Raw genomic sequence first — 17,990 nt, forward strand, 5'->3', positions numbered from 1 at the left:
AGAAAGAACTTTGTGGGCTTTTTCGCAAGACTGAAGGAAGACCTCGACGCCGCCCGGTCCCACGACCCGGCGGCTCGAGGTTCTTTTGAGAACTTTTTCGCCTATTCCGGCCTGCACGCCATCTGGATCCACCGGCTGACCCACCGCATGTGGCAGAACCCGGCCCTGCGTTTCCCGGCACGGCTCCTGTCCCAGCTGGGGCGCTCCTGGACCGGAATCGAAATTCATCCCGGCGCCACGATCGGCCGGCGGTTCTTTATTGACCACGGCATGGGCGTGGTCATTGGCGAGACCGCCGAGATCGGCGAGGACGTGATGATCTACCACGGAGTTACGCTCGGCGGGCGCTCCCTGGCCAGGATCAAGCGGCACCCCACGATCGGGGACCGGGTCACCATCGGTGCGGGAGCAAAGGTCCTGGGGCCCATCACCATCGGCCGTGACAGTGCCGTGGGCGCCAACGCAGTTGTGGTCAAGGACGCGCCGCCGGAATCGATCGTCACCGGCGTCCCCGCCAAGTGGCGGCACCGGGATGCGCAGCGGGAAACCAAGCCCGCAGTGGACCCGGCCGAGTACGACATCGAGTACCGGATCTAGCGGACGCAGTCCGGGCGTGGCCCTGGCTTCGTCCGCTAGCCGGGGAAACGCCGGTAGATAGTCCACAGAACGACATCGAAGGCACGGTCCGGCAGCAGCCGGCGCAGCAGCAGGATGGCCCGGGCGCCCCTGCCCACCGGGTACCGGGTCCTTGGCCGCTTCGAGCTGGCAGCGTGGACGATCGCCTCCGCAATGACTTCTGGATGCGAGGACATTGCCGAACCGTCAGTGGAGGCCAGCGCGGCTGCCACCACCTTGGCCTGCGCCGCATATGGACCCGAACCCGAATTGGCCAACAGGCCCTCGGCCGAGATGGCGCCCCATTCAGACTGGGTGCCGCCCGGTTCGATGATGGAGACGTCGATGCCGTGGGGCTTGACCTCCACCCGGAGCGAATCGCTGAGACCCTCCACAGCGAACTTCGTGGCGTGGTACCAGGCGCCCAGCGGCTCGTACATCTTTCCGCCGATCGAAGAGATATTGATGATCCGGCCCCTGCCGGCGGCACGCATGGCCGGCAGCACGAGCTGCGTCATCCGGGCCAGCCCGAAAAGGTTGACCTCGAACTGCCGCCGGCCCTCGGCAAGCGCCACTTCCTCCAGCGAGCCATAGGACCCGTAACCGGCGTTGTTGACCAACACGTCGATCCTGCCGTGGGCTGCAAGGATCTCCCCCACCGCCGCACCCATTGAGGCGTCATCGGTCACATCCAGCGGCAGGATCCGGACGCCGTCAGCCCTGAGCGGCTCCATTTTCTCCACCCGGCGGGCGCCGGCGTAGACCGTAAAGCCGTGGGCCGCGAGCCTCCTTGCGGCCTCAAAGCCGATTCCTGTGGACGCACCGGTGACAAAGACGACGGGCTGGCTCATGGGCGGGACTCCTCGGGGTCGGTGCTACGGGACGGACAGGCAGTGCGGAGTCCGGCCGGAAACACCAGCGGCCGGCGCCCCCAGAGTATCGGGTAGCGCCGGCCGCCGGGCCGGAAACGGTGCAGACTAGTGCGTGTCCACCGCTTCAACCTCGGACTTGTCCTCGCCCCACAGGGTGTGGAAGGTGCCTTCGGTGTCGATTCGCCCGTAGGTGTGGGCACCGAACAGGTCACGCTGGCCCTGGATGAGGGCGGCGGCTACGCGCTTGCGGCGCAGGCCGTCGTAGTAGGCGAGCGAAGAGGAGAACACCGGAACCGGGATGCCGAGCTGGACGGCCGTGGCAACGACGCGGCGCCAGGCCGGCAGTGCATCGGCAATGGCCTTGGTGAACGCCGGGGCGAACAGCAGGTTGGCAGGCTTCTCATCAGCGGCGTAGGCCTTGGTGATGTCCTTGAGGAGTTCGGCGCGGATTATGCAGCCTGCGCGCCACAGTGACGCGATTTCGTCCAGCTTCAGGTCCCAGCCGTACTCCTTGGCGGCGGAGGTCAGCATGTCCAGTCCCTGGGCGTAGGAGACCAGCTTGGAGGCGTAGAGGGCCTGGCGGACGTCCTCGACGAACGTCTCCGGGATCTCGACGGTGGCCTCGTTGCCCGCCAGCAGTTCCTGGCCCAGCTTGCGCTGTGCGGCCTGGGAGGAGAGGGCGCGGGCGAATACGGATTCGGCGATGCCGGACACCGGCGAGCCAAGTTCCAGTGCAGAGATAACGGTCCAGCGGCCGGTGCCCTTCTGGCCGGCGGCATCAACGACGACGTCGACGAACGGCTTGCCGGTCTTGGCGTCCACGTGGCCCAGGACCTCAGCGGAGATCTCGATCAGGAAGGAGGACAGCTCGCCCTTGTTCCAGTCGGAGAAGATCTTTGCCTGCTCGGCTGGCTCGATGCCGGCACCGGAACGCAGCAGGTCGAAGGCCTCGCCGATGACCTGCATGTCGGCGTACTCAATGCCGTTGTGGACCATTTTGACGAAGTGCCCCGCACCGTCGGTGCCGATCCACGCGCAGCAGGGCTCGCCGTCGACCTTTGCGGAGATCTTTTCCAGCAGCGGGCCAAGGGCCTTGTAGGACTCCTTGGAGCCGCCGGGCATGATGGACGGGCCGTTCAGTGCGCCCTCCTCGCCGCCGGACACGCCGACGCCCACGAAGTGCAGGTCCTTCTTGGCCAACGCCGCTTCCCGTCGGCGGGTGTCCTCGTAGTGGGAGTTGCCGGCGTCGATGATGATGTCGCCCGGCTCCAGAAGCGGCTCCAGCTGCTCGATGACGGAGTCCACGGGCTTGCCGGCCTTGACCATGATGAGCACGCGGCGGGGCTTCTCCAGGGAGTCAACCAGTTCCTGCAGGGTCTCGGTCCGGATGAAGTCACCCTCCGAACCGTGCTTTTCCAGCAGCGCGTCCGTCTTCTCCACCGACCTGTTGTGCAGGGCAACCGTGAACCCGTTGCGGGCCAGGTTACGGGCCAGGTTGGCGCCCATGACGGCGAGGCCGGTGACACCGATGTGTGCAGACATCAATAACTCCAATTCATTGTTCGCCTCGGCTGCCGGCTTCCACAGGCGGGAAGTCACCGGGGCAGATCAGGGGGTCGGAATAAAGCATATATATTCTGGCGGTGACGCGAAAGTAACGTCCGCGTCATGGAACCCATTGTGTCGCAGCCGGATTCAGGGGGCTGACAGGCGGCAGGCCGGCAACAACTAGGCTTAGCAGCATGACCAGCAGCCTCCACCACCGTGCCATCGAAAACCTTGGCACCCGGATTATCTCGGGGGACCTCCCTGCCGGCCACGTCATGCTCGCCGAGCAACTCGAGGATGAACTGAAGGTTTCCCGCTCGGTAATCCGGGAAGCCGTCAGGGTCCTGCAGTCGCTGGGGCTGGTGGAAACCACCAAGCGGGTAGGCATTCGGGTGTTGCCGGCCAGCCGCTGGAATCCCTTCGACCCGCAGGTGATTCGGTGGCGGCTGGCCAGCGACGCCCGCGGTGCGCAGTTGCGCTCCCTTGCGGAACTGCGGGCCGCGGTGGAACCGGCGGCTGCCGAACTGGCAGCACAGAACGCCCCGGCGCCGTTGCGGATGGAGCTCGTGGATGTTGCCCGCGAGATGCGGGAGGCCGGGAACAATGGGGAGGTTGCCCGCTTCCTGGAACTGGATATCCGGTTCCACTCGCTGCTGCTGTCGGGTTCGGGCAACGAGATGTTCGCCAACCTCATGGGTCAGGTTGCCGAAACGTTGACGGGCCGTACTGTCCATGGCCTGATGCCGGACCACCCACACCAGGCCGCGCTGCAGTGGCATGAGGACGTGGCGGAGGCGATTGCCAGGGGCGATGCCGCAGCCGCCCGCGAAGCGTCCGACCGGATCATGCGGCGCACAATGTCCCAGATGGCCGATACCTGGACGCAGCAGCCACGGGTGTTCATCCCCGTCCGGCAATGAGGCGGCACAGGCTGCCGCAGCCAATGCTCCGCCCCAACCACTAACCCCAAACGGCCCCGCCTGGTGTCATGAATCGCGGCGGCTTTTTGTTTCCGGCAGTTCACGGTATATTCATCACAGGCCCTCCCCCGCGGCATCCCCCAATAGTCGCGGTGGAGGGTTTTCCAATGCCCGCAGCCAACCCGGATGGCAGTCCCGCCCTCAGGCTGCTCCTGCTGCGGATTCCCTCAGCCGCCACCCGCCTCCCATGCCGTCGCGCTGCAGGTACATGGTGGCCAGGGCTGACCTGCTGTTGTTTCCCAGCCTGACCTGCAGCTGCAGGACCTCAACGTCCACGCCGCCGCTGCCCTTTGGCATCCGGCGGCTGGTTTCCCACCAGTTGATGCGCTCAAACCATCTGACCGGCTCGGCACCCACGGCCCATTCCCTGCCCCTGCTCAGCACCGACGTCGGCATTCCGTTGCTGTCTGTGTGCACTATGACGTGTTCCATTGCTGCAACCTATGGCAGGGGTCAGACAATGGCGCGCGGCAGGAGAACCGGAACGAAAAAAACCCCGCTGCCCCGCCAGGTGGCGGAACAACGGGGTTTGAATGGTGGGTCCTACCGGGATCGAACCGATGACATCCACGGTGTAAACGTGGCGCTCTACCAGCTGAGCTAAAGACCCGAAACGCATTGATTCCGGCCATTCCGCCGCAACCAACGAACATAGACTCTACCGGACTGGAGGCACGAAACGCGAATCGGGACGGAAGTGCTCCCTAAAGGGAGGGAAGTTCAGCGGCAAGGTATTGCAGCGCCTGGCTGACCCCCGCCTCCAGCTTGATGGTTGCCTTGTCGTCGCCCCGGGTGGCACCCCGGTTGATGATGACCACGGGCTTGTCCTCCTTGGCTGCATGCCTGACGAACCGCAGGCCGCTCATCACCGTTAGGGAAGAACCGGCAACCAACAGGGCAGCCGCCTGATCCACCATGGCGTAAGAGCGTTCAACCCGGTCCTTGGGGACGTTTTCCCCAAAGTAGACGAAGTCGGGCTTCAGGGTTCCGCCGCAGGCTGGGCAGACTGCCACCACAAAGCTGTCAATGAGGGCCTGGTCTTCCACGGTGGCGTCGGCGTCCGGCGCCATTTCCACCAGGCCGGTGGCTGCAGCCCGTTCCAGGAAATCAGGGTTCAGTTCCTCGAAAACACCAGCGAGGAGCCGCCGCGAGTAGGTACGCCCGCAGTCAAGGCAGATTACCTGGTCATACCTGCCATGGAGATCGACGACGTTGGAGCTGCCCGCGTCCTGGTGCAGCCGGTCAACATTCTGGGTGATCAGGCCGGTGAGGTAGCCGCGCCGTTCCAGTTCGGCGGCGGAGTAGTGGCCCTGGTTGGGGCCCGCGTGCCGCATGTGCGACCATCCGATGTGGTTCCTGGCCCAGTAACGCCGCCGGTTGTCTGCGTGGCGGACGAATTCCTGGTAGGTCATGGGCGACCGGGGCGGCGAGTCCGGACCACGGTAATCCGGGATGCCGGAGTCGGTACTGAGCCCGGCACCCGTCAGCAGCGCGAACGGGGCGCCGGCGAGCAGGTCGCGGATCCGAACAAACACCTCCAGTTCCTCCCCGGATGGCGGTCCAGGGGGCACCGGCGGCATGCTGGCAAAGCCGGTAAGACCCGTCCCCCGCCGCTGCCCAGGCATGGCGGGTCAGGCCCGCTTCAAGTCCGCCAAGGCGGTGCGGTACTCGTTGAAGTCGCGCGCCTGGCCGCGCGGATTCACCACGCTGTAGCGGACTTTGCCTTCGGAATCGATGATGAAGGTGGCCCTTTTGGCCATGCCGCTGCCGGCGTCGAACACTCCGTAGTCCGTGGCCACCGCGCCATGCGGCCAAAAGTCGGCGAGGAGGTCGAACTCGTAGCCTTCTTGCGCAGCATAGGCCCGGAGACTGAACTTGCTGTCAACGGACACTGCCAGGACCACTGCGTTCGAGTCCTTGAACATGCCCAGGTTGTCCCGTATTTCACACAGTTCTCCGGTGCAGATGCCGGAGAACGCAAAGGGATAGAAAACGAGCGCCACGTTTTGCCCGCGGAAGGATGACAACCGCACGGGCTCGCCATACTGGTTGGCGAGCTCGAAGTCAGGCGCCGTTGCTCCCAGCGCAGGGACAGCTGCAGAAGCGGCCTCAACCGCTGCCGTCACTTGTTCTTCCTGCTGACCAGGCGCGTGGCGCTCCAGTCCTTCGAAACTCCGGCGGAGGTGGTGACATGCAGGCCGGCGGTTGGTGCGGCTTCCTGGATGTCTGCGGGCGAGACGTAGCCGTCCCTGCCGGATTTGGGGGTGAGGACCCAGACAACGCCGTTTTCGCTCAGGGTGGTGAGGGAATCCACCAGGCTGTCCACCAGGTCCCCGTCGCCGTCGCGCCACCAGAGGATGACGGCGTCCGCCACTTCATGGTCGTCCTCGTCCAGCATCTCGGAGCCGGTGAGGTCCTCAATATCGTCACGCAAGTCGAAATCGACATCGTCGTCGTAACCGAACTCCTGAATCAGATCCCCGTTTTTGAAACCCAATTTTTCCGCCACATTTACCGAAGTGGCGGCGTCGGCCTCGCTCACGTGTTCCTCCAATACCTCATATATGCGGTGTGCATAGTGATTTCCATTACTCCCAGCCAACACCCTTTGCGCCTGTGCTTCAAGCTGCCGCCCCCGGGATTGCGCATATTTTGCGTCACATCCCGCGGCAACAACCCCGTCGCAGGGGCTTTTCGCCACACAAACAGTATGACGAACGAAATACAACTGGAGCACCCGGGCCGCAGCTACGCATCGGCTTGCCGTCAGGGCTAGAGTGGCTGGTGACAACTATGCCTGCGGGACGACAACCGTGTGACTCCGTGCAGACATAGGAGCGCTAGGAAGCTGCCCGGCACACATGACCGGGCTGTTGTAACCGATACGTCGCACACGGCGTATATACGCCGGGCAGTCACCCTGCCTGGCCTGAGTGCGCCGATTCATGCGCGCAAAGAGAGGTTGGACGTGGCTGCAGGAGAAGATACCTCCCATATCCTCAGCGGGTTGACTAACCAGCTGCCTGATCGTGATCCGGAAGAGACTGCCGAGTGGGTTGAGTCCCTGGATGCGTTGATCAGGGAACAGGGCACCGAGCGTGCCCAATACATCATGCGGAGCCTGCTGCAGCGCGCGGGTGCGCAGAGCGTGGGTGTGCCGATGGTGACCACCACCGATTACGTGAACACGATCCCGGTGGACCAGGAAGCCGAGTTCCCGGGCAACGAGGAGTACGAGCGCCGCTACCGGGCGTACATGCGGTGGAACGCCGCGGTCATGGTGCACCGGGCGCAGCGGCCCGATATCGGCGTCGGCGGGCACATCTCCACCTACGCCGGGGCCGCGACCCTGTACGAGGTCGGGTTCAACCACTTCTTCCGCGGCAAGGACCACCCCGGCGGCGGGGACCAGGTCTTCTTCCAGGGCCACGCCTCCCCCGGCATGTACGCCCGGGCGTTCATGGAAGGCCGGCTCTCCGAGGAGGACCTGGACGGGTTCCGGCAGGAAAAGTCCCGCCAGGGCCACGCCCTGTCCTCCTACCCGCACCCGCGCCTGATGCCGCACTTCTGGGAATTCCCCACCGTGTCCATGGGCATCGGGCCGATGAACGCGATCTACCAGGCCCAGAACAACCGCTACCTGCACAACCGGGGCCTGAAAGACACCTCCGACCAGCAGGTCTGGGCGTTCCTGGGCGACGGGGAAATGGACGAACCCGAATCCCGAGGCCTGCTCCAGCTCGCCGCGAACGAGAACCTGGACAACCTGAACTTCGTGATCAACTGCAACCTCCAGCGCCTGGACGGTCCGGTGCGGGGCAACGGCAAGATCATGCAGGAACTCGAAGCGTTCTTCCGCGGCGCGGGCTGGAACGTGATCAAGGTCGTCTGGGGCCGGGAATGGGATGACCTGCTCACCCGCGACACCGACGGTTCCCTGGTGAAAATCATGAACGAAACCGTCGACGGGGACTACCAGACCTACAAGGCCGAATCCGGCGGGTTCGTCCGCGAACACTTCTTCGGCAAAACCCCGCAGACCAAGGACCTCGTCGCGGACCTCACCGACGACCAGATCTGGAACCTCAAACGCGGCGGCCACGACTACCGCAAGGTCTACGCCGCCTACAAAGCAGCCACCGAATTCAAGGGCAAACCCACCGTCATCCTCGCCCACACCGTCAAGGGCTACGGCCTCGGCCCCCACTTCGAAGGCCGCAACGCCACCCACCAGATGAAGAAACTCACTCTGGATGACCTGAAGAAATTCCGCGACCACCTCCGGATCCCCGTCACCGACGAGCAGCTGGAGAAGGACTCATACCGGCCGCCGTACTACCACCCCGGTAACGACGCCCCGGAAATCAAGTACATGATGGAGCGCCGCGCCGCGCTGGGCGGATCAGTCCCGGAGCGCCGCAACACCCACGCCGAAATCGTGCTGCCCGAGGCGAAGTCCTACGAGGTTGCCAAGCGCGGTTCCGGCAAGCAGATGGCCGCCACCACCATGGCGTTCGTCCGGCTCCTCAAGGACCTGATGCGGGACAAGAACTTCGGTAAGCACATCGCCCCGATCATCCCCGACGAAGCCCGCACCTTCGGCATGGATGCGTTCTTCCCCACGGCGAAGATCTACAACCCCAAGGGCCAGAACTACTTGTCGGTGGACCGTGACCTGGTCCTGGCGTACAAGGAATCCCCCGCGGGCCAGCTGATCCACCCCGGGATCAACGAAGCCGGCGCCGTGGCAGCGTTCACCGCCGCCGGAACCTCCTACGCCACCCACGGCATCCCCCTGGTCCCGGTCTACGTGTTCTACTCCATGTTCGGCTTCCAGCGCACCGGCGACGCCTTCTGGGCCGCCGCGGACCAAATGACCCGCGGCTTCATCATCGGCGCCACCGCAGGACGGACCACCCTCACCGGCGAAGGCCTCCAGCACGCCGACGGCCACTCCCCCCTGCTGGCCTCCACCAACCCCGCCGTCCTCACCTACGACCCCGCCTATGGCTACGAGATCGGACACATCGTCCGCTCCGGCCTGGAACGGATGTACGGGGAGAACTCCACGGACAAGAACGTCATGTACTACCTCACCGTGTACAACGAACCCATCATCCAGCCCGCAGAACCCGAGAACCTCGACGTCGAAGGCGTCATCAAGGGCATCTACCTGCTCGCTCCGGCAAAGATCGACGGTCCCCGCACCCAGATCCTCGCCTCCGGCGTCTCCGTGCCCTGGGCCCTCGAAGCCCAGCGCGTGCTGGCCGATGACTGGAACGTCTCCGCCGACGTCTGGTCCGTGACCTCCTGGAACGAACTGCGCCGCGACGGCCTCGCCGCCGAAGAGGAAGCCTTCCTCAACCCCGGCCAACCCACCCGCGTCCCCTTCGTCACCCAGCAACTCGAAGGAGCCACCGGCCCCATCGTCGCCGTGTCCGACTACATGAAGGCCGTCCCGGACCAGATCCGGCAATTCGTCCCCAACGAATACGCCACCCTCGGCGCCGACGGCTTCGGCTTCTCCGACACCCGCGCAGCAGCCCGCCGCTACTTCAAAAACGACACCCACTCCGTGGTGGTCCGTGCCCTTGAAATGCTGGCGCGCCGCGGTGAGGTGGATGTCGACGCACCGGTGAAGGCGATCGAGAAGTACAAGCTGCTCAACGTCAACGCCGGCACCACCGGCAACGCCGGAGGCGAAGCCTAGCCCTCCGGCTGGACAGCGGTACCAGAAACGAACGACGGCGGCCCTCACCCCACCAGGTGAGGGCCGCCGTCGTTCGTTTCAAAACCAGCCGGAACGCTGTGACCCAGCGCAAAGCGGATTGTAGCCTTCGCACAAATGGAGCTTGCGCGGCGGTGGCCGTATGCTCAAAGAATGCCAGCACCAGCAAGCCCGTCTTCGAAGCGGAAACCGCCCGCGCCGAAGGTCACCCCGGAGAAGTCCGAGACCCTTAAGCAGCTCCGGGCCAACGTGGGACAACTCTCCACCACCACCATGCGCAAGCTTGAGCAGTCGCTGCCGTGGTACAGCCGGCTCAGCGCTGACGAGCGGTCGGCGCTGGGCATGGTGGCGCAGAACGGAATCGCGGCCTTTGTCACCTGGTATGAGCGGCCCAGTTCGCCGTCATGGATCCTCACCGATGTATTCGGGACTGCTCCCACTGAACTGACCCGTTCCATCAGCCTCCAGAAGGCGCTGCAGCTGATCAGGATCGTGGTGGAGGTGGTGGAGGACCAGGTTCCGGTCATCGCACCGGAGGCAGACCAGCCATCACTTCGGGAGGCGGTGCTGCGCTACTCGCGGGAGGTGGCCTTTGCCGCCGCGGATGTATACGCAAGGGCGGCCGAATCCCGCGGATCCTGGGACACGCGCCTGGAAGCTTTGATCGTGGATGCGATCCTGCGCGGCGAAAACACCGACGCCCTGCGCTCACGCATTGCCGCGCTTGGCTGGAAGGCACAGGAACGGTTCACGGTCATGGTGGGCAATTCACCGTCCGAACCCAGCGCCAGTTACGTCAGCGAGCTGCGCCGAATGGCCGGACGGTACGCCGAGGATGCGCTGGTGGGAATCCAGGGCGACCGGCTGATCCTCATCCTCGGCGGGGTCCAGGACCGCGAAACCGCCTACGTGAAGCTCAGCGACATGTTCGCCCCCGGCCCCGTGGTCTACGGCCCGGAGGCCAGCTCGCTCCTGGAGGCCAGCGGCTCTGCCCAATCAGCGTTTGCCGGGTTGACCGCAGCCCGGGCCTGGCCCTCCGCGCCCCGTCCGGTGGCCGCCGATGACCTGCTGCCGGAACGGGTTATTTCCGGAGACGATGCTGCCCGCCGCTCCCTGGTGAAGAACATCTACCGGCCGCTGCTGGCGGCTTCCAACGGCCTGGTGGAAACGCTGGGAACGTACCTGGAGCTGGGCCACTCGCTGGAGGCCACGGCGCGTGAACTCTTCGTCCACGCCAACACCGTCCGGTACCGCCTGAAGCGGGTCTGCGACGTCACGGGCTGGGACCCGCTGCTGCCGCGTGAGGCCTTCGTGCTGCAGGCGGCACTGGTGGTGGGCCGTCTTTCAGCCCCGCCCAAGGCCGCCACGGAGCGGCAGGCTTCCCGGAACCAGGCCTGAGGCATTGTAGACTTCCTACAACCTGACCCCGTGAGCTTGGTGCGGAGAAACACCGCTGGATCACACAGTAATTTGGAAAGCTGGTTACGTGCTTGCAATAGTCTGCCCTGGACAGGGCTCGCAGACCCCGGGTTTTCTGGCCCCTTGGCTGGAACTACCCTCGGTGGCAGGCCAGCTGGCCTCCCTGAGTGACATCGCAGGCATTGACCTGATAGCCCATGGGACCACCTCCGACGAGGAAACCATCAAGGACACTGCCGTGGCGCAGCCCCTGATCGTTGCCGCGGGGCTGGTTACTGCTGCTTCGCTCTTCGATGTTGAACTCAGTTCCCTCCCGGTGATCCTCGCCGGCCACTCCGTGGGTGAGATCACCGCCGCCGCCCTCGCCGGCGTGCTGACGGAGCAGGAAGCGATGACGTTCGTGCGGGAGCGCGCCAACAGCATGGCTGCCGCGGCAGCCGTCACCCCCACCGGCATGAGCGCCGTCGTCGGCGGCGACCCTGCTGAGGTGCTTGCCGCGATCGAGGCTTCCGGCGCTGCCCCGGCGAATGTCAACGGCGCCGGCCAGACCGTTGCCGCAGGTACGTTTGAACAGCTCAAGGCGCTGGCTGACAACCCGCCCGCCAAGGCGCGCGTCATTTCCCTTAAAGTCGCCGGCGCCTTCCACACCAGCCACATGGCGCCTGCCGTGGACGCCCTGAAGGCCCTGGAGCCCAAGCTGAACCCCGTGGCGCCCAAGGTGCCCCTGCTGTCCAATTACGACGGCGGGGAAGTCACCGACGGAGGTGCCGCCGTCGAAAGCCTGATCGCCCAGGTGTCCCGCCCGGTGCGCTGGGACCTCTGCATGGAAACCATGGTGAAGCGCGGCGTCACAGGGCTTATCGAGCTCGCTCCCGCAGGCACGCTGGCCGGACTCGCCAAGCGCGGGATGCCCGGCGTCAAGACCGTTGCGGTCAAGACCCCCGACGACCTTTCCGCCGCGCTGGCACTCTTCGCAGAACTGGAGGGCAACGCATGAGCGTTCCCACGCTGAAGCAGGCTCCCATCCAGGAGCACACCCGGATCGTTGGCCTGGGGGCCTACCGGCCGGACGTCATCGTCACCAACGAGGACGTATGCCAATGGATCGATTCCTCGGATGAGTGGATCCGCCAGCGTACGGGCATCATCACCCGCCACCGCGCTGCCGCGGATGTCAGCGTAATCGATATGGCTGAGGGCGCCGCCCGCGAAGCCATGGAGAAGGCCGGCATTGACGGCTCGGACCTCGGTGCCGTGATTGTCTCCACCGTGACCCACCCCTACGCCACACCGTCGGCCGCGGCAAGCCTGGCCGACCGGATCGGCGCCACCCCGGCTCCCGCCTTTGACATCTCCGCAGCGTGTGCCGGCTACTGCTACGGCATTGCCCAGGCCGACGCCCTGGTCCGCTCCGGCGCTGCTAAGTACGTCCTGGTGGTCGGCGCGGAGAAGCTGTCGGACGTCATCGACAACCGTGAACGCACTATTTCCTTCCTTCTCGGTGACGGTGCCGGCGCAGTCGTTGTCGGCCCCTCCGACACCCCGGGCATCGCGCCGTCGGTGTGGGGTTCGGACGGCAGCAAGTGGAGTGCCATTGGCATGACCCGCTCCCTGCTGGATGTCCGCGACCTGGGGCTCGCCGCCCGCCAGTCCGACTCCACGGGCGACCTTGCACTGCTGGAAGAAGCCCAGGAGCTGTACCCCACCCTCCGGCAGGACGGCCAGACCGTTTTCCGCTGGGCGGTGTGGGAAATGGCCAAGGTGGCCCAGCAGGCACTCGATGCCGCAGGCATCGAAGCCGAGGACCTCGTGGCCTTCATCCCCCACCAGGCCAACATGCGCATCATCGACGAGATGGTGAAGAAGCTGAAGCTGCCCGAGACGGTTACAGTGGCACGGGACATCGCCGAGGCCGGCAACACCTCCGCTGCCTCCATCCCGCTGGCAACGCACCGGCTCCTGCAGGAGAACCCCGGACTGAGCGGCGGGCTGGCCCTGCAGATCGGTTTCGGTGCCGGGCTGGTCTTCGGCGCACAGGTAGTTGTCCTTCCCTAGATACGCCCAAGGGCCGCAACCGCGGCCTGGACCGTTTCCGGCAGCCCCTGCCGGCAATACAAGAAAAGGAGCCACCAATGGCTAGCAACGAAGAGATCCTGGCCGGCCTGGCTGAAATCGTCAACGAGGAAACCGGCCTGGCCCCGGAGGCCGTCGAGCTGGACAAGTCCTTCACCGAGGACCTGGACATCGACTCCATCTCCATGATGACCATCGTGGTCAACGCCGAGGAAAAGTTCGGCGTCCGCATCCCGGACGAAGAGGTCAAGAACCTCAAGACTGTCGGCGACGCTGTCAGCTTCATCGCCGGAGCACAGGCCTAGTCACAGGCTTTTCGCCGTCTTACGGCTTGGCAGGGCTGCCGGTCCGGATTGACCGGGCCGGCAGCCCGCCGCATTTATCCGGCGCAGTACCCCGACCGGGACTGGCCGATCATCAACATGTGCGGGACCCTGCGACCGACGCAGCCGGATTCCCCACCGACGAAAGAGTGATCCCATGACACGCAAAGTAGTCATTACCGGTCTGGGTGCCACCACGCCCATCGGCGGCGATGTACCCACCATGTGGAACAACGCCCTCAAAGGGGTCTCCGGTGCCCGCACCCTGGAGGACGACTGGGTAGCCAAGTACGAGCTTCCGGTCCACTTCGCCGCCCGGTGCAGCACGCCGGCACTCGACGTGCTGAGCCGTGTTGAGGCCAAGCGCATGGACCCTTCCACCCAGTTCGGCGTCATCGCCGCCCGTGAAGCCTGGGCTGATTCCGGCATCACGGAAATCGACCAGGACCGGCTTGCCGTGGCCTTCGCCACCGGCATCGGCGGCGTCTGGACCCTGCTGGACGCCTGGGACACCCTCAAGGAAAAGGGCCCGCGCCGCGTCCTGCCCATGACCGTTCCCATGCTGATGCCCAACGGTGTGGCCGCGGCAGTCAGCCTTGACCTTGGTGCCCGGGCCGGCGCCCACACCCCTGTCTCCGCCTGCGCTTCCGGCACCGAGGCCATGCACCTTGGCCTGGAGCTCATCCGGTCCGGCAAGGCCGACGTGGTGATGTGCGGCGGTGCGGAAGCTGCCATCCACCCCATGCCGCTGGCAGCGTTCGCCTCCATGCAGGCACTGTCCCGCCGGAATGATGAACCCGAGCGGGCCTCCCGTCCGTACGACACCGCCCGCGACGGCTTTGTCATGGGTGAAGGCGCGGGAGCCCTGGTCCTCGAAGCAGAGGAACACGCCCTTGCCCGCGGAGCCCGCATCTACGCCGAGCTCGCCGGAACGTCGGTCACTGCGGACGCCTACCACATCACTGCACCGGACCCCGAAGGGCTCGGCGCAACCCGCGCCTTGAAGGCTGCCATGTTCGATGGCCGGATCCACGCTGAAGACGTTGTGCACGTGAACGCGCACGCCACCTCAACCCCTGTTGGCGACAAGCCCGAGTACACTGCGCTGCGTGCCGCCCTGGGCACCCACGTGGACAACGTGGCCGTGTCCGCCACCAAGTCGCAGATGGGCCACCTCCTGGGCGCTTCCGGTGCCGTGGAGGCTGTCCTTACCGTCCTGGCCGTCCACGAGCGCAAGGCGCCGGTCACCATCAACCTCGAAAACCAGGACCCTGAAATCCCGCTCGACGTTGTCACCTCCGCCCGCGACCTGCCCGCCGGCAGCATCGTGGCATTGAGCAACTCGTTCGGTTTCGGCGGCCACAACGCGGTGGTGGCTATCCGCAGCGTGTAGCCGCTGTGGGCTAGCTGTCCCCGGGTACGAAAGGAGGCCCCGCCGGCTTGGCGGGGCCTCCTTTGTGCTATGGAAGTGTCGGTGCAGTTTTGGCCACCCTGGGGTCGCCCTGGAAAAGGACGACGGCGGTCAGCCCACCTGGTGAAGCCAGCGGACGGGAGCGCCCTCGGCAGCATGCCGGAACGGCTCCAGTTCCTCATCCCAGGCTTCGCCCAGGGCGAGGGAGAGCTCATGATAGACGGCGGAGGGGTCCCCGGCGCCGGACTCATAGGCGTACCGGATGCGGTCCTCCGACACCATGATGTTGCCGTGCACATCAGTGACGGCATGGAAGATCCCCAGCTCGGGGGTGTGCGACCAGCGGCCGCCGTCCACGCCCTGGCTCGGCTCCTCAGTCACCTCAAACCGAAGATGCGCCCAGCCACGGAGGCAGGACGCCAATTTGGATCCCGTGCCGGGTGCGCCGGTCCAGGACAACTCGGCCCGGAACATTCCGGGCGCGGCAGGCTGAGCGGTCCACTCAAGGTCCGTCCGCTTGTCCACCACAGCGCCGACCGCCCACTCAACGTGTGGGCACAGCGCCGTAGGGGCCGAGTGAACAAACAGCACACCGCGGGTCATTGCAACAGACATTCCATCCTCCATAGCTCTAGGTACGTCTTCCCCAACGACCTCTGCCCGGATGGAACTGCCATGCCCTTCACTGCGGCGGTGGTTCCCTGTATTTAGATGTATCAGATTAAGCTGTGTCCGGGCTTGCCGCGCCGCGCAAAACCCTAAGGGCTTCAAGCGGTACTTGAAAGTTGCCGGACGTGACTCTTATTGTGCCGTACCTCATGGAATTACGCCAGTGCGATTAGTGCGGTGGTCAAGCCCTGGGATGGGCCTGCTGATAACTCTTCCGCAGGCGGTCCACGGAGACGTGGGTGTAGATCTGGGTGGTGGCCAGGCTGCTGTGGCCCAGGATCTCCTGGACGGCGCGAAGGTCCGCGCCGCCGTCGAGCAGATGGGTGGCGGCGGAGTGCCGGAGGGCGTGGGGTCCTGTCGCGGAGGTATCTCCCAGCGCCTCAAAGAGCTTGTTGACCAGGGTGCGGACCTGGCGCTGGTCGACCCGCGCACCTCGGGCCCCGAGAAAAAGCGCCGGTCCGCTGGTGTCCTTGGCCAAAGCCGTGCGCCCCCGCCGGAGCCAGTCGTCGAGGGCTACGGCAGCGGGAACTCCGAACGGGACGGTACGTTCCTTGTTGCCCTTGCCGATGACCCTCAGCGCCCGGCGGTCCGGGTCCAGGTCATCAACGTCAAGGCCCACGAGTTCGCCCACACGGATGCCTGTGGCATAGAGGAGTTCGACCATGGCGCGGTTCCGCACAGCCATGGGTTCGCCCTCCATGGCGGAGACTTCGAGCCGCTCCAGGATGCGCGTGAGCTGGGAGGCCTGCAGGACACCCGGCAACGACCCTTCGCGTTTGGGCGCCTTCAAGCGCAGCGCAGGGTCCACGTCGATAAGTTCCTCACGAAGTGCCCAGGCCGTGAAAGTCCGGGCCGTGGCAGACCGGCGCGCGAGGGTGGCCCGGGAGGCACCCGATGAACTTTGGCTGCCGAGCCAGCGGCGGAACGTTCCGAGTTCAAGGTCCTTCAGCGCTGCCACGCCTTCCGATGCCGCGTGGGACAGGAGGCTGCGCAGATCGCCCAGGTAGGCACGGCGGGTATGGGCCGACACCGCACGTTCTCCCGACAAGTAACCGGCAAAGCCGTCCAGGGCCTTGCCGAGTTCCATCGGCAGTTCGTCATTCTCCACTCCTCTACTTTCCCAGTTGCCTGGCCTCCGCCCCAGGGGGACACGGTCATCCCTTGCCGCGTTTCCACCCGCCCCGTTCGGACACCGCGAGTCCCAGCAGTCCCAGCCGGCCCAGTCCTGCCCGCACCGAGTCCTGGCCGAGGCCGGCCACGGCCGAGAGCTTTTCCACGGAAGTGGTGGAACGCAGCGGCAGCGCGTCCAGCAGGATCAGGTCCTCCAGGGTCAGGCCGTCCTGTACTGCTGCTTCCGCCGTGCGCTGTTCCGGCAGGGCCGTTCCGCTGGGTGACGCCAGCTCGGCCACCTCCGCCGCGTCCGTCACACAGACGGCACCCCCGTCCCGAAGGAGCCGGTGGCAGCCTGCGGAATTGGCGCTGTGCACCGATCCAGGGACGGCGCCGACGGCGCGTCCCAGGGACTCAGCGTGGTGGGCCGTATTGAGTGCCCCAGAGCGCCAGCGTGCCTCCACCACCACAGTCACCGCGGAGAGGGCAGCTATCAGGCGGTTCCGTTGCAGGAACCGGTACCGGGTGGGCGCCGACCCCGGCGGCACCTCAGCCAGCACCGCGCCCTGGTTGGCCACGATGCGGAGCAGGTCATCGTTGCCTGAGGGATAGAACCGGTCCACTCCCCCGGCCATGACTGCCATGGTGGGGACAGCGGACGAGCCGCCGGCAAGGGCTGCCCGGTGCGCATGGGCATCAATCCCGTAGGCCCCGCCCGAAACCACCGTAAAGCCCCGCTGCGCCAGAGAGTACGCAAGGTCCCCCGTCACGGCGGCTCCATAACTGGTGCTGTCCCTGGATCCCACCAGGGCGATGCACCTGTCCACCGCCGGCAATGGCTGCTGCCCGCCCCGCCACCAAAGACAGATGGGCTCCTGGATTCCCAGGTCCGCGAGTTGGGCGGGCCACAGCTCATCACCCGGAATGATGAGGCGGCCACCAAGGCGGGCCATGGTGGCAAGGTCACGTTCCGGTGCAAGATCGGGAAGCCGCGGCTGCCAGCGCTTCAGCGCGGCGGCCAGTCCCGCCCAGCTTTCACCGGCGCCGCTGTCTGCCAGCAGCAGGGTGATCTCGCGCTCCAGGTCCGGCCCTGCCGCTACCTGGCCGGTGGCGATGCGCAGGGCGTCGGTTGCCCCTGCAATCTGAACGAGGGCCAGGCCGGCGGTGTCCTGGGGCTCCATCAGCCGTGAAAGCGCAGCCCGGGCCAGTCGTTCCGCATCCAAACCCGATTCCCTTTTCAAG

At 65.7% G+C, this 17,990-nt stretch carries 17 protein-coding genes and 1 tRNA gene; 8 read left to right on the forward strand and 10 right to left on the reverse strand.

What is annotated here, in order from left to right:
• Positions 1-12: 12 nt before the first annotated feature.
• Entirely contained in the window at positions 13-597 is a 585-nt protein-coding gene (gene epsC, locus JCQ34_RS11050) for a serine O-acetyltransferase EpsC (protein WP_188572525.1), read from the forward strand.
• Between the two features lie 35 nt (positions 598-632).
• On the opposite strand, the gene JCQ34_RS11055 is transcribed toward epsC, so the two are convergent.
• Together JCQ34_RS11055 and gndA are read right to left on the reverse strand one after the other, a co-directional pair.
• Positions 633-1,466: an oxidoreductase gene (locus JCQ34_RS11055; protein WP_286397575.1), complete on the reverse strand. Its 834-nt coding sequence runs from the start codon at positions 1,464-1,466 to the stop codon at positions 633-635.
• A gap of 126 nt (positions 1,467-1,592) precedes the next feature.
• The gene (gene gndA, locus JCQ34_RS11060) at positions 1,593-3,029 is read right to left on the reverse strand and encodes an NADP-dependent phosphogluconate dehydrogenase (protein ID WP_286397576.1); all 1,437 of its coding nucleotides are present in this window, start codon (positions 3,027-3,029) and stop codon (positions 1,593-1,595) included.
• 200 nt (positions 3,030-3,229) lie between these two features.
• On the opposite strand from gndA, the gene JCQ34_RS11065 reads away from it, so the two are divergent.
• The gene (locus JCQ34_RS11065) at positions 3,230-3,955 is read left to right on the forward strand and encodes a FadR/GntR family transcriptional regulator (protein WP_286397577.1); all 726 of its coding nucleotides are present in this window, start codon (positions 3,230-3,232) and stop codon (positions 3,953-3,955) included.
• 201 nt (positions 3,956-4,156) lie between these two features.
• On the opposite strand, the gene JCQ34_RS11070 is transcribed toward JCQ34_RS11065, so the two are convergent.
• From JCQ34_RS11070 to JCQ34_RS11090, 5 genes are all read right to left on the reverse strand, one after another.
• Positions 4,157-4,447, reverse strand: coding sequence for a hypothetical protein (locus tag JCQ34_RS11070; RefSeq protein WP_286397578.1), 291 nt, complete (start codon positions 4,445-4,447; stop codon positions 4,157-4,159).
• 102 nt (positions 4,448-4,549) lie between these two features.
• Positions 4,550-4,625, reverse strand: a tRNA-Val gene (locus JCQ34_RS11075).
• Positions 4,626-4,719: 94 nt separating this feature from the next.
• The gene (locus JCQ34_RS11080; RefSeq protein ID WP_286397579.1) at positions 4,720-5,640 is read right to left on the reverse strand and encodes an NAD-dependent protein deacetylase; all 921 of its coding nucleotides are present in this window, start codon (positions 5,638-5,640) and stop codon (positions 4,720-4,722) included.
• A gap of 6 nt (positions 5,641-5,646) precedes the next feature.
• A complete protein-coding gene (locus JCQ34_RS11085; protein ID WP_286397580.1) occupies positions 5,647-6,141 on the reverse strand; it encodes a peroxiredoxin in 495 nt (164 codons plus the stop codon).
• A complete protein-coding gene (locus tag JCQ34_RS11090; protein ID WP_142133578.1) occupies positions 6,138-6,557 on the reverse strand; it encodes a DUF3052 domain-containing protein in 420 nt (139 codons plus the stop codon). The genes JCQ34_RS11085 and JCQ34_RS11090 overlap by 4 nt, the downstream gene beginning before the upstream one ends.
• 426 nt (positions 6,558-6,983) lie before the next feature.
• On the opposite strand from JCQ34_RS11090, the gene aceE reads away from it, so the two are divergent.
• The 6 genes from aceE to fabF all read left to right on the forward strand — a co-directional run bounded on the left by aceE (position 6,984) and on the right by fabF (position 14,951).
• On the forward strand, positions 6,984-9,725 hold the full coding sequence (gene aceE / locus JCQ34_RS11095; RefSeq protein ID WP_286397581.1) for a pyruvate dehydrogenase (acetyl-transferring), homodimeric type: 2,742 nt from the start codon (positions 6,984-6,986) through the stop codon (positions 9,723-9,725).
• A 171-nt stretch (positions 9,726-9,896) separates the two neighbouring features.
• A complete protein-coding gene (locus tag JCQ34_RS11100; protein WP_142133576.1) occupies positions 9,897-11,141 on the forward strand; it encodes a PucR family transcriptional regulator in 1,245 nt (414 codons plus the stop codon).
• 88 nt (positions 11,142-11,229) lie between these two features.
• Positions 11,230-12,159, forward strand: coding sequence for an ACP S-malonyltransferase (locus JCQ34_RS11105; protein WP_286397582.1), 930 nt, complete (start codon positions 11,230-11,232; stop codon positions 12,157-12,159).
• On the forward strand, positions 12,156-13,217 hold the full coding sequence (locus JCQ34_RS11110; protein ID WP_286397584.1) for a beta-ketoacyl-ACP synthase III: 1,062 nt from the start codon (positions 12,156-12,158) through the stop codon (positions 13,215-13,217). Before JCQ34_RS11105 ends, JCQ34_RS11110 begins: the two co-directional genes overlap by 4 nt.
• A 77-nt stretch (positions 13,218-13,294) precedes the next feature.
• The gene (locus JCQ34_RS11115; RefSeq protein WP_009359314.1) at positions 13,295-13,540 is read left to right on the forward strand and encodes an acyl carrier protein; all 246 of its coding nucleotides are present in this window, start codon (positions 13,295-13,297) and stop codon (positions 13,538-13,540) included.
• A gap of 175 nt (positions 13,541-13,715) precedes the next feature.
• A complete protein-coding gene (gene fabF / locus JCQ34_RS11120) occupies positions 13,716-14,951 on the forward strand; it encodes a beta-ketoacyl-ACP synthase II (protein WP_286397586.1) in 1,236 nt (411 codons plus the stop codon).
• Positions 14,952-15,080: 129 nt separating this feature from the next.
• Here fabF and JCQ34_RS11125 read toward each other — a convergent pair whose 3' ends face one another.
• From JCQ34_RS11125 to dprA, 3 genes are all read right to left on the reverse strand, one after another.
• A complete protein-coding gene (locus JCQ34_RS11125) occupies positions 15,081-15,584 on the reverse strand; it encodes a DUF3145 domain-containing protein (protein WP_286397588.1) in 504 nt (167 codons plus the stop codon).
• 235 nt (positions 15,585-15,819) lie between these two features.
• A complete protein-coding gene (locus JCQ34_RS11130) occupies positions 15,820-16,746 on the reverse strand; it encodes a tyrosine recombinase XerC (protein WP_286397590.1) in 927 nt (308 codons plus the stop codon).
• Between the two features lie 46 nt (positions 16,747-16,792).
• The gene (gene dprA / locus JCQ34_RS11135) at positions 16,793-17,929 is read right to left on the reverse strand and encodes a DNA-processing protein DprA (protein ID WP_286404449.1); all 1,137 of its coding nucleotides are present in this window, start codon (positions 17,927-17,929) and stop codon (positions 16,793-16,795) included.
• Positions 17,930-17,990: the final 61 nt, after the last annotated feature.

It is taken from the genome of Pseudarthrobacter defluvii, from assembly GCF_030323865.1.
Lineage (GTDB): Bacteria > Actinomycetota > Actinomycetes > Actinomycetales > Micrococcaceae > Arthrobacter > Arthrobacter sedimenti.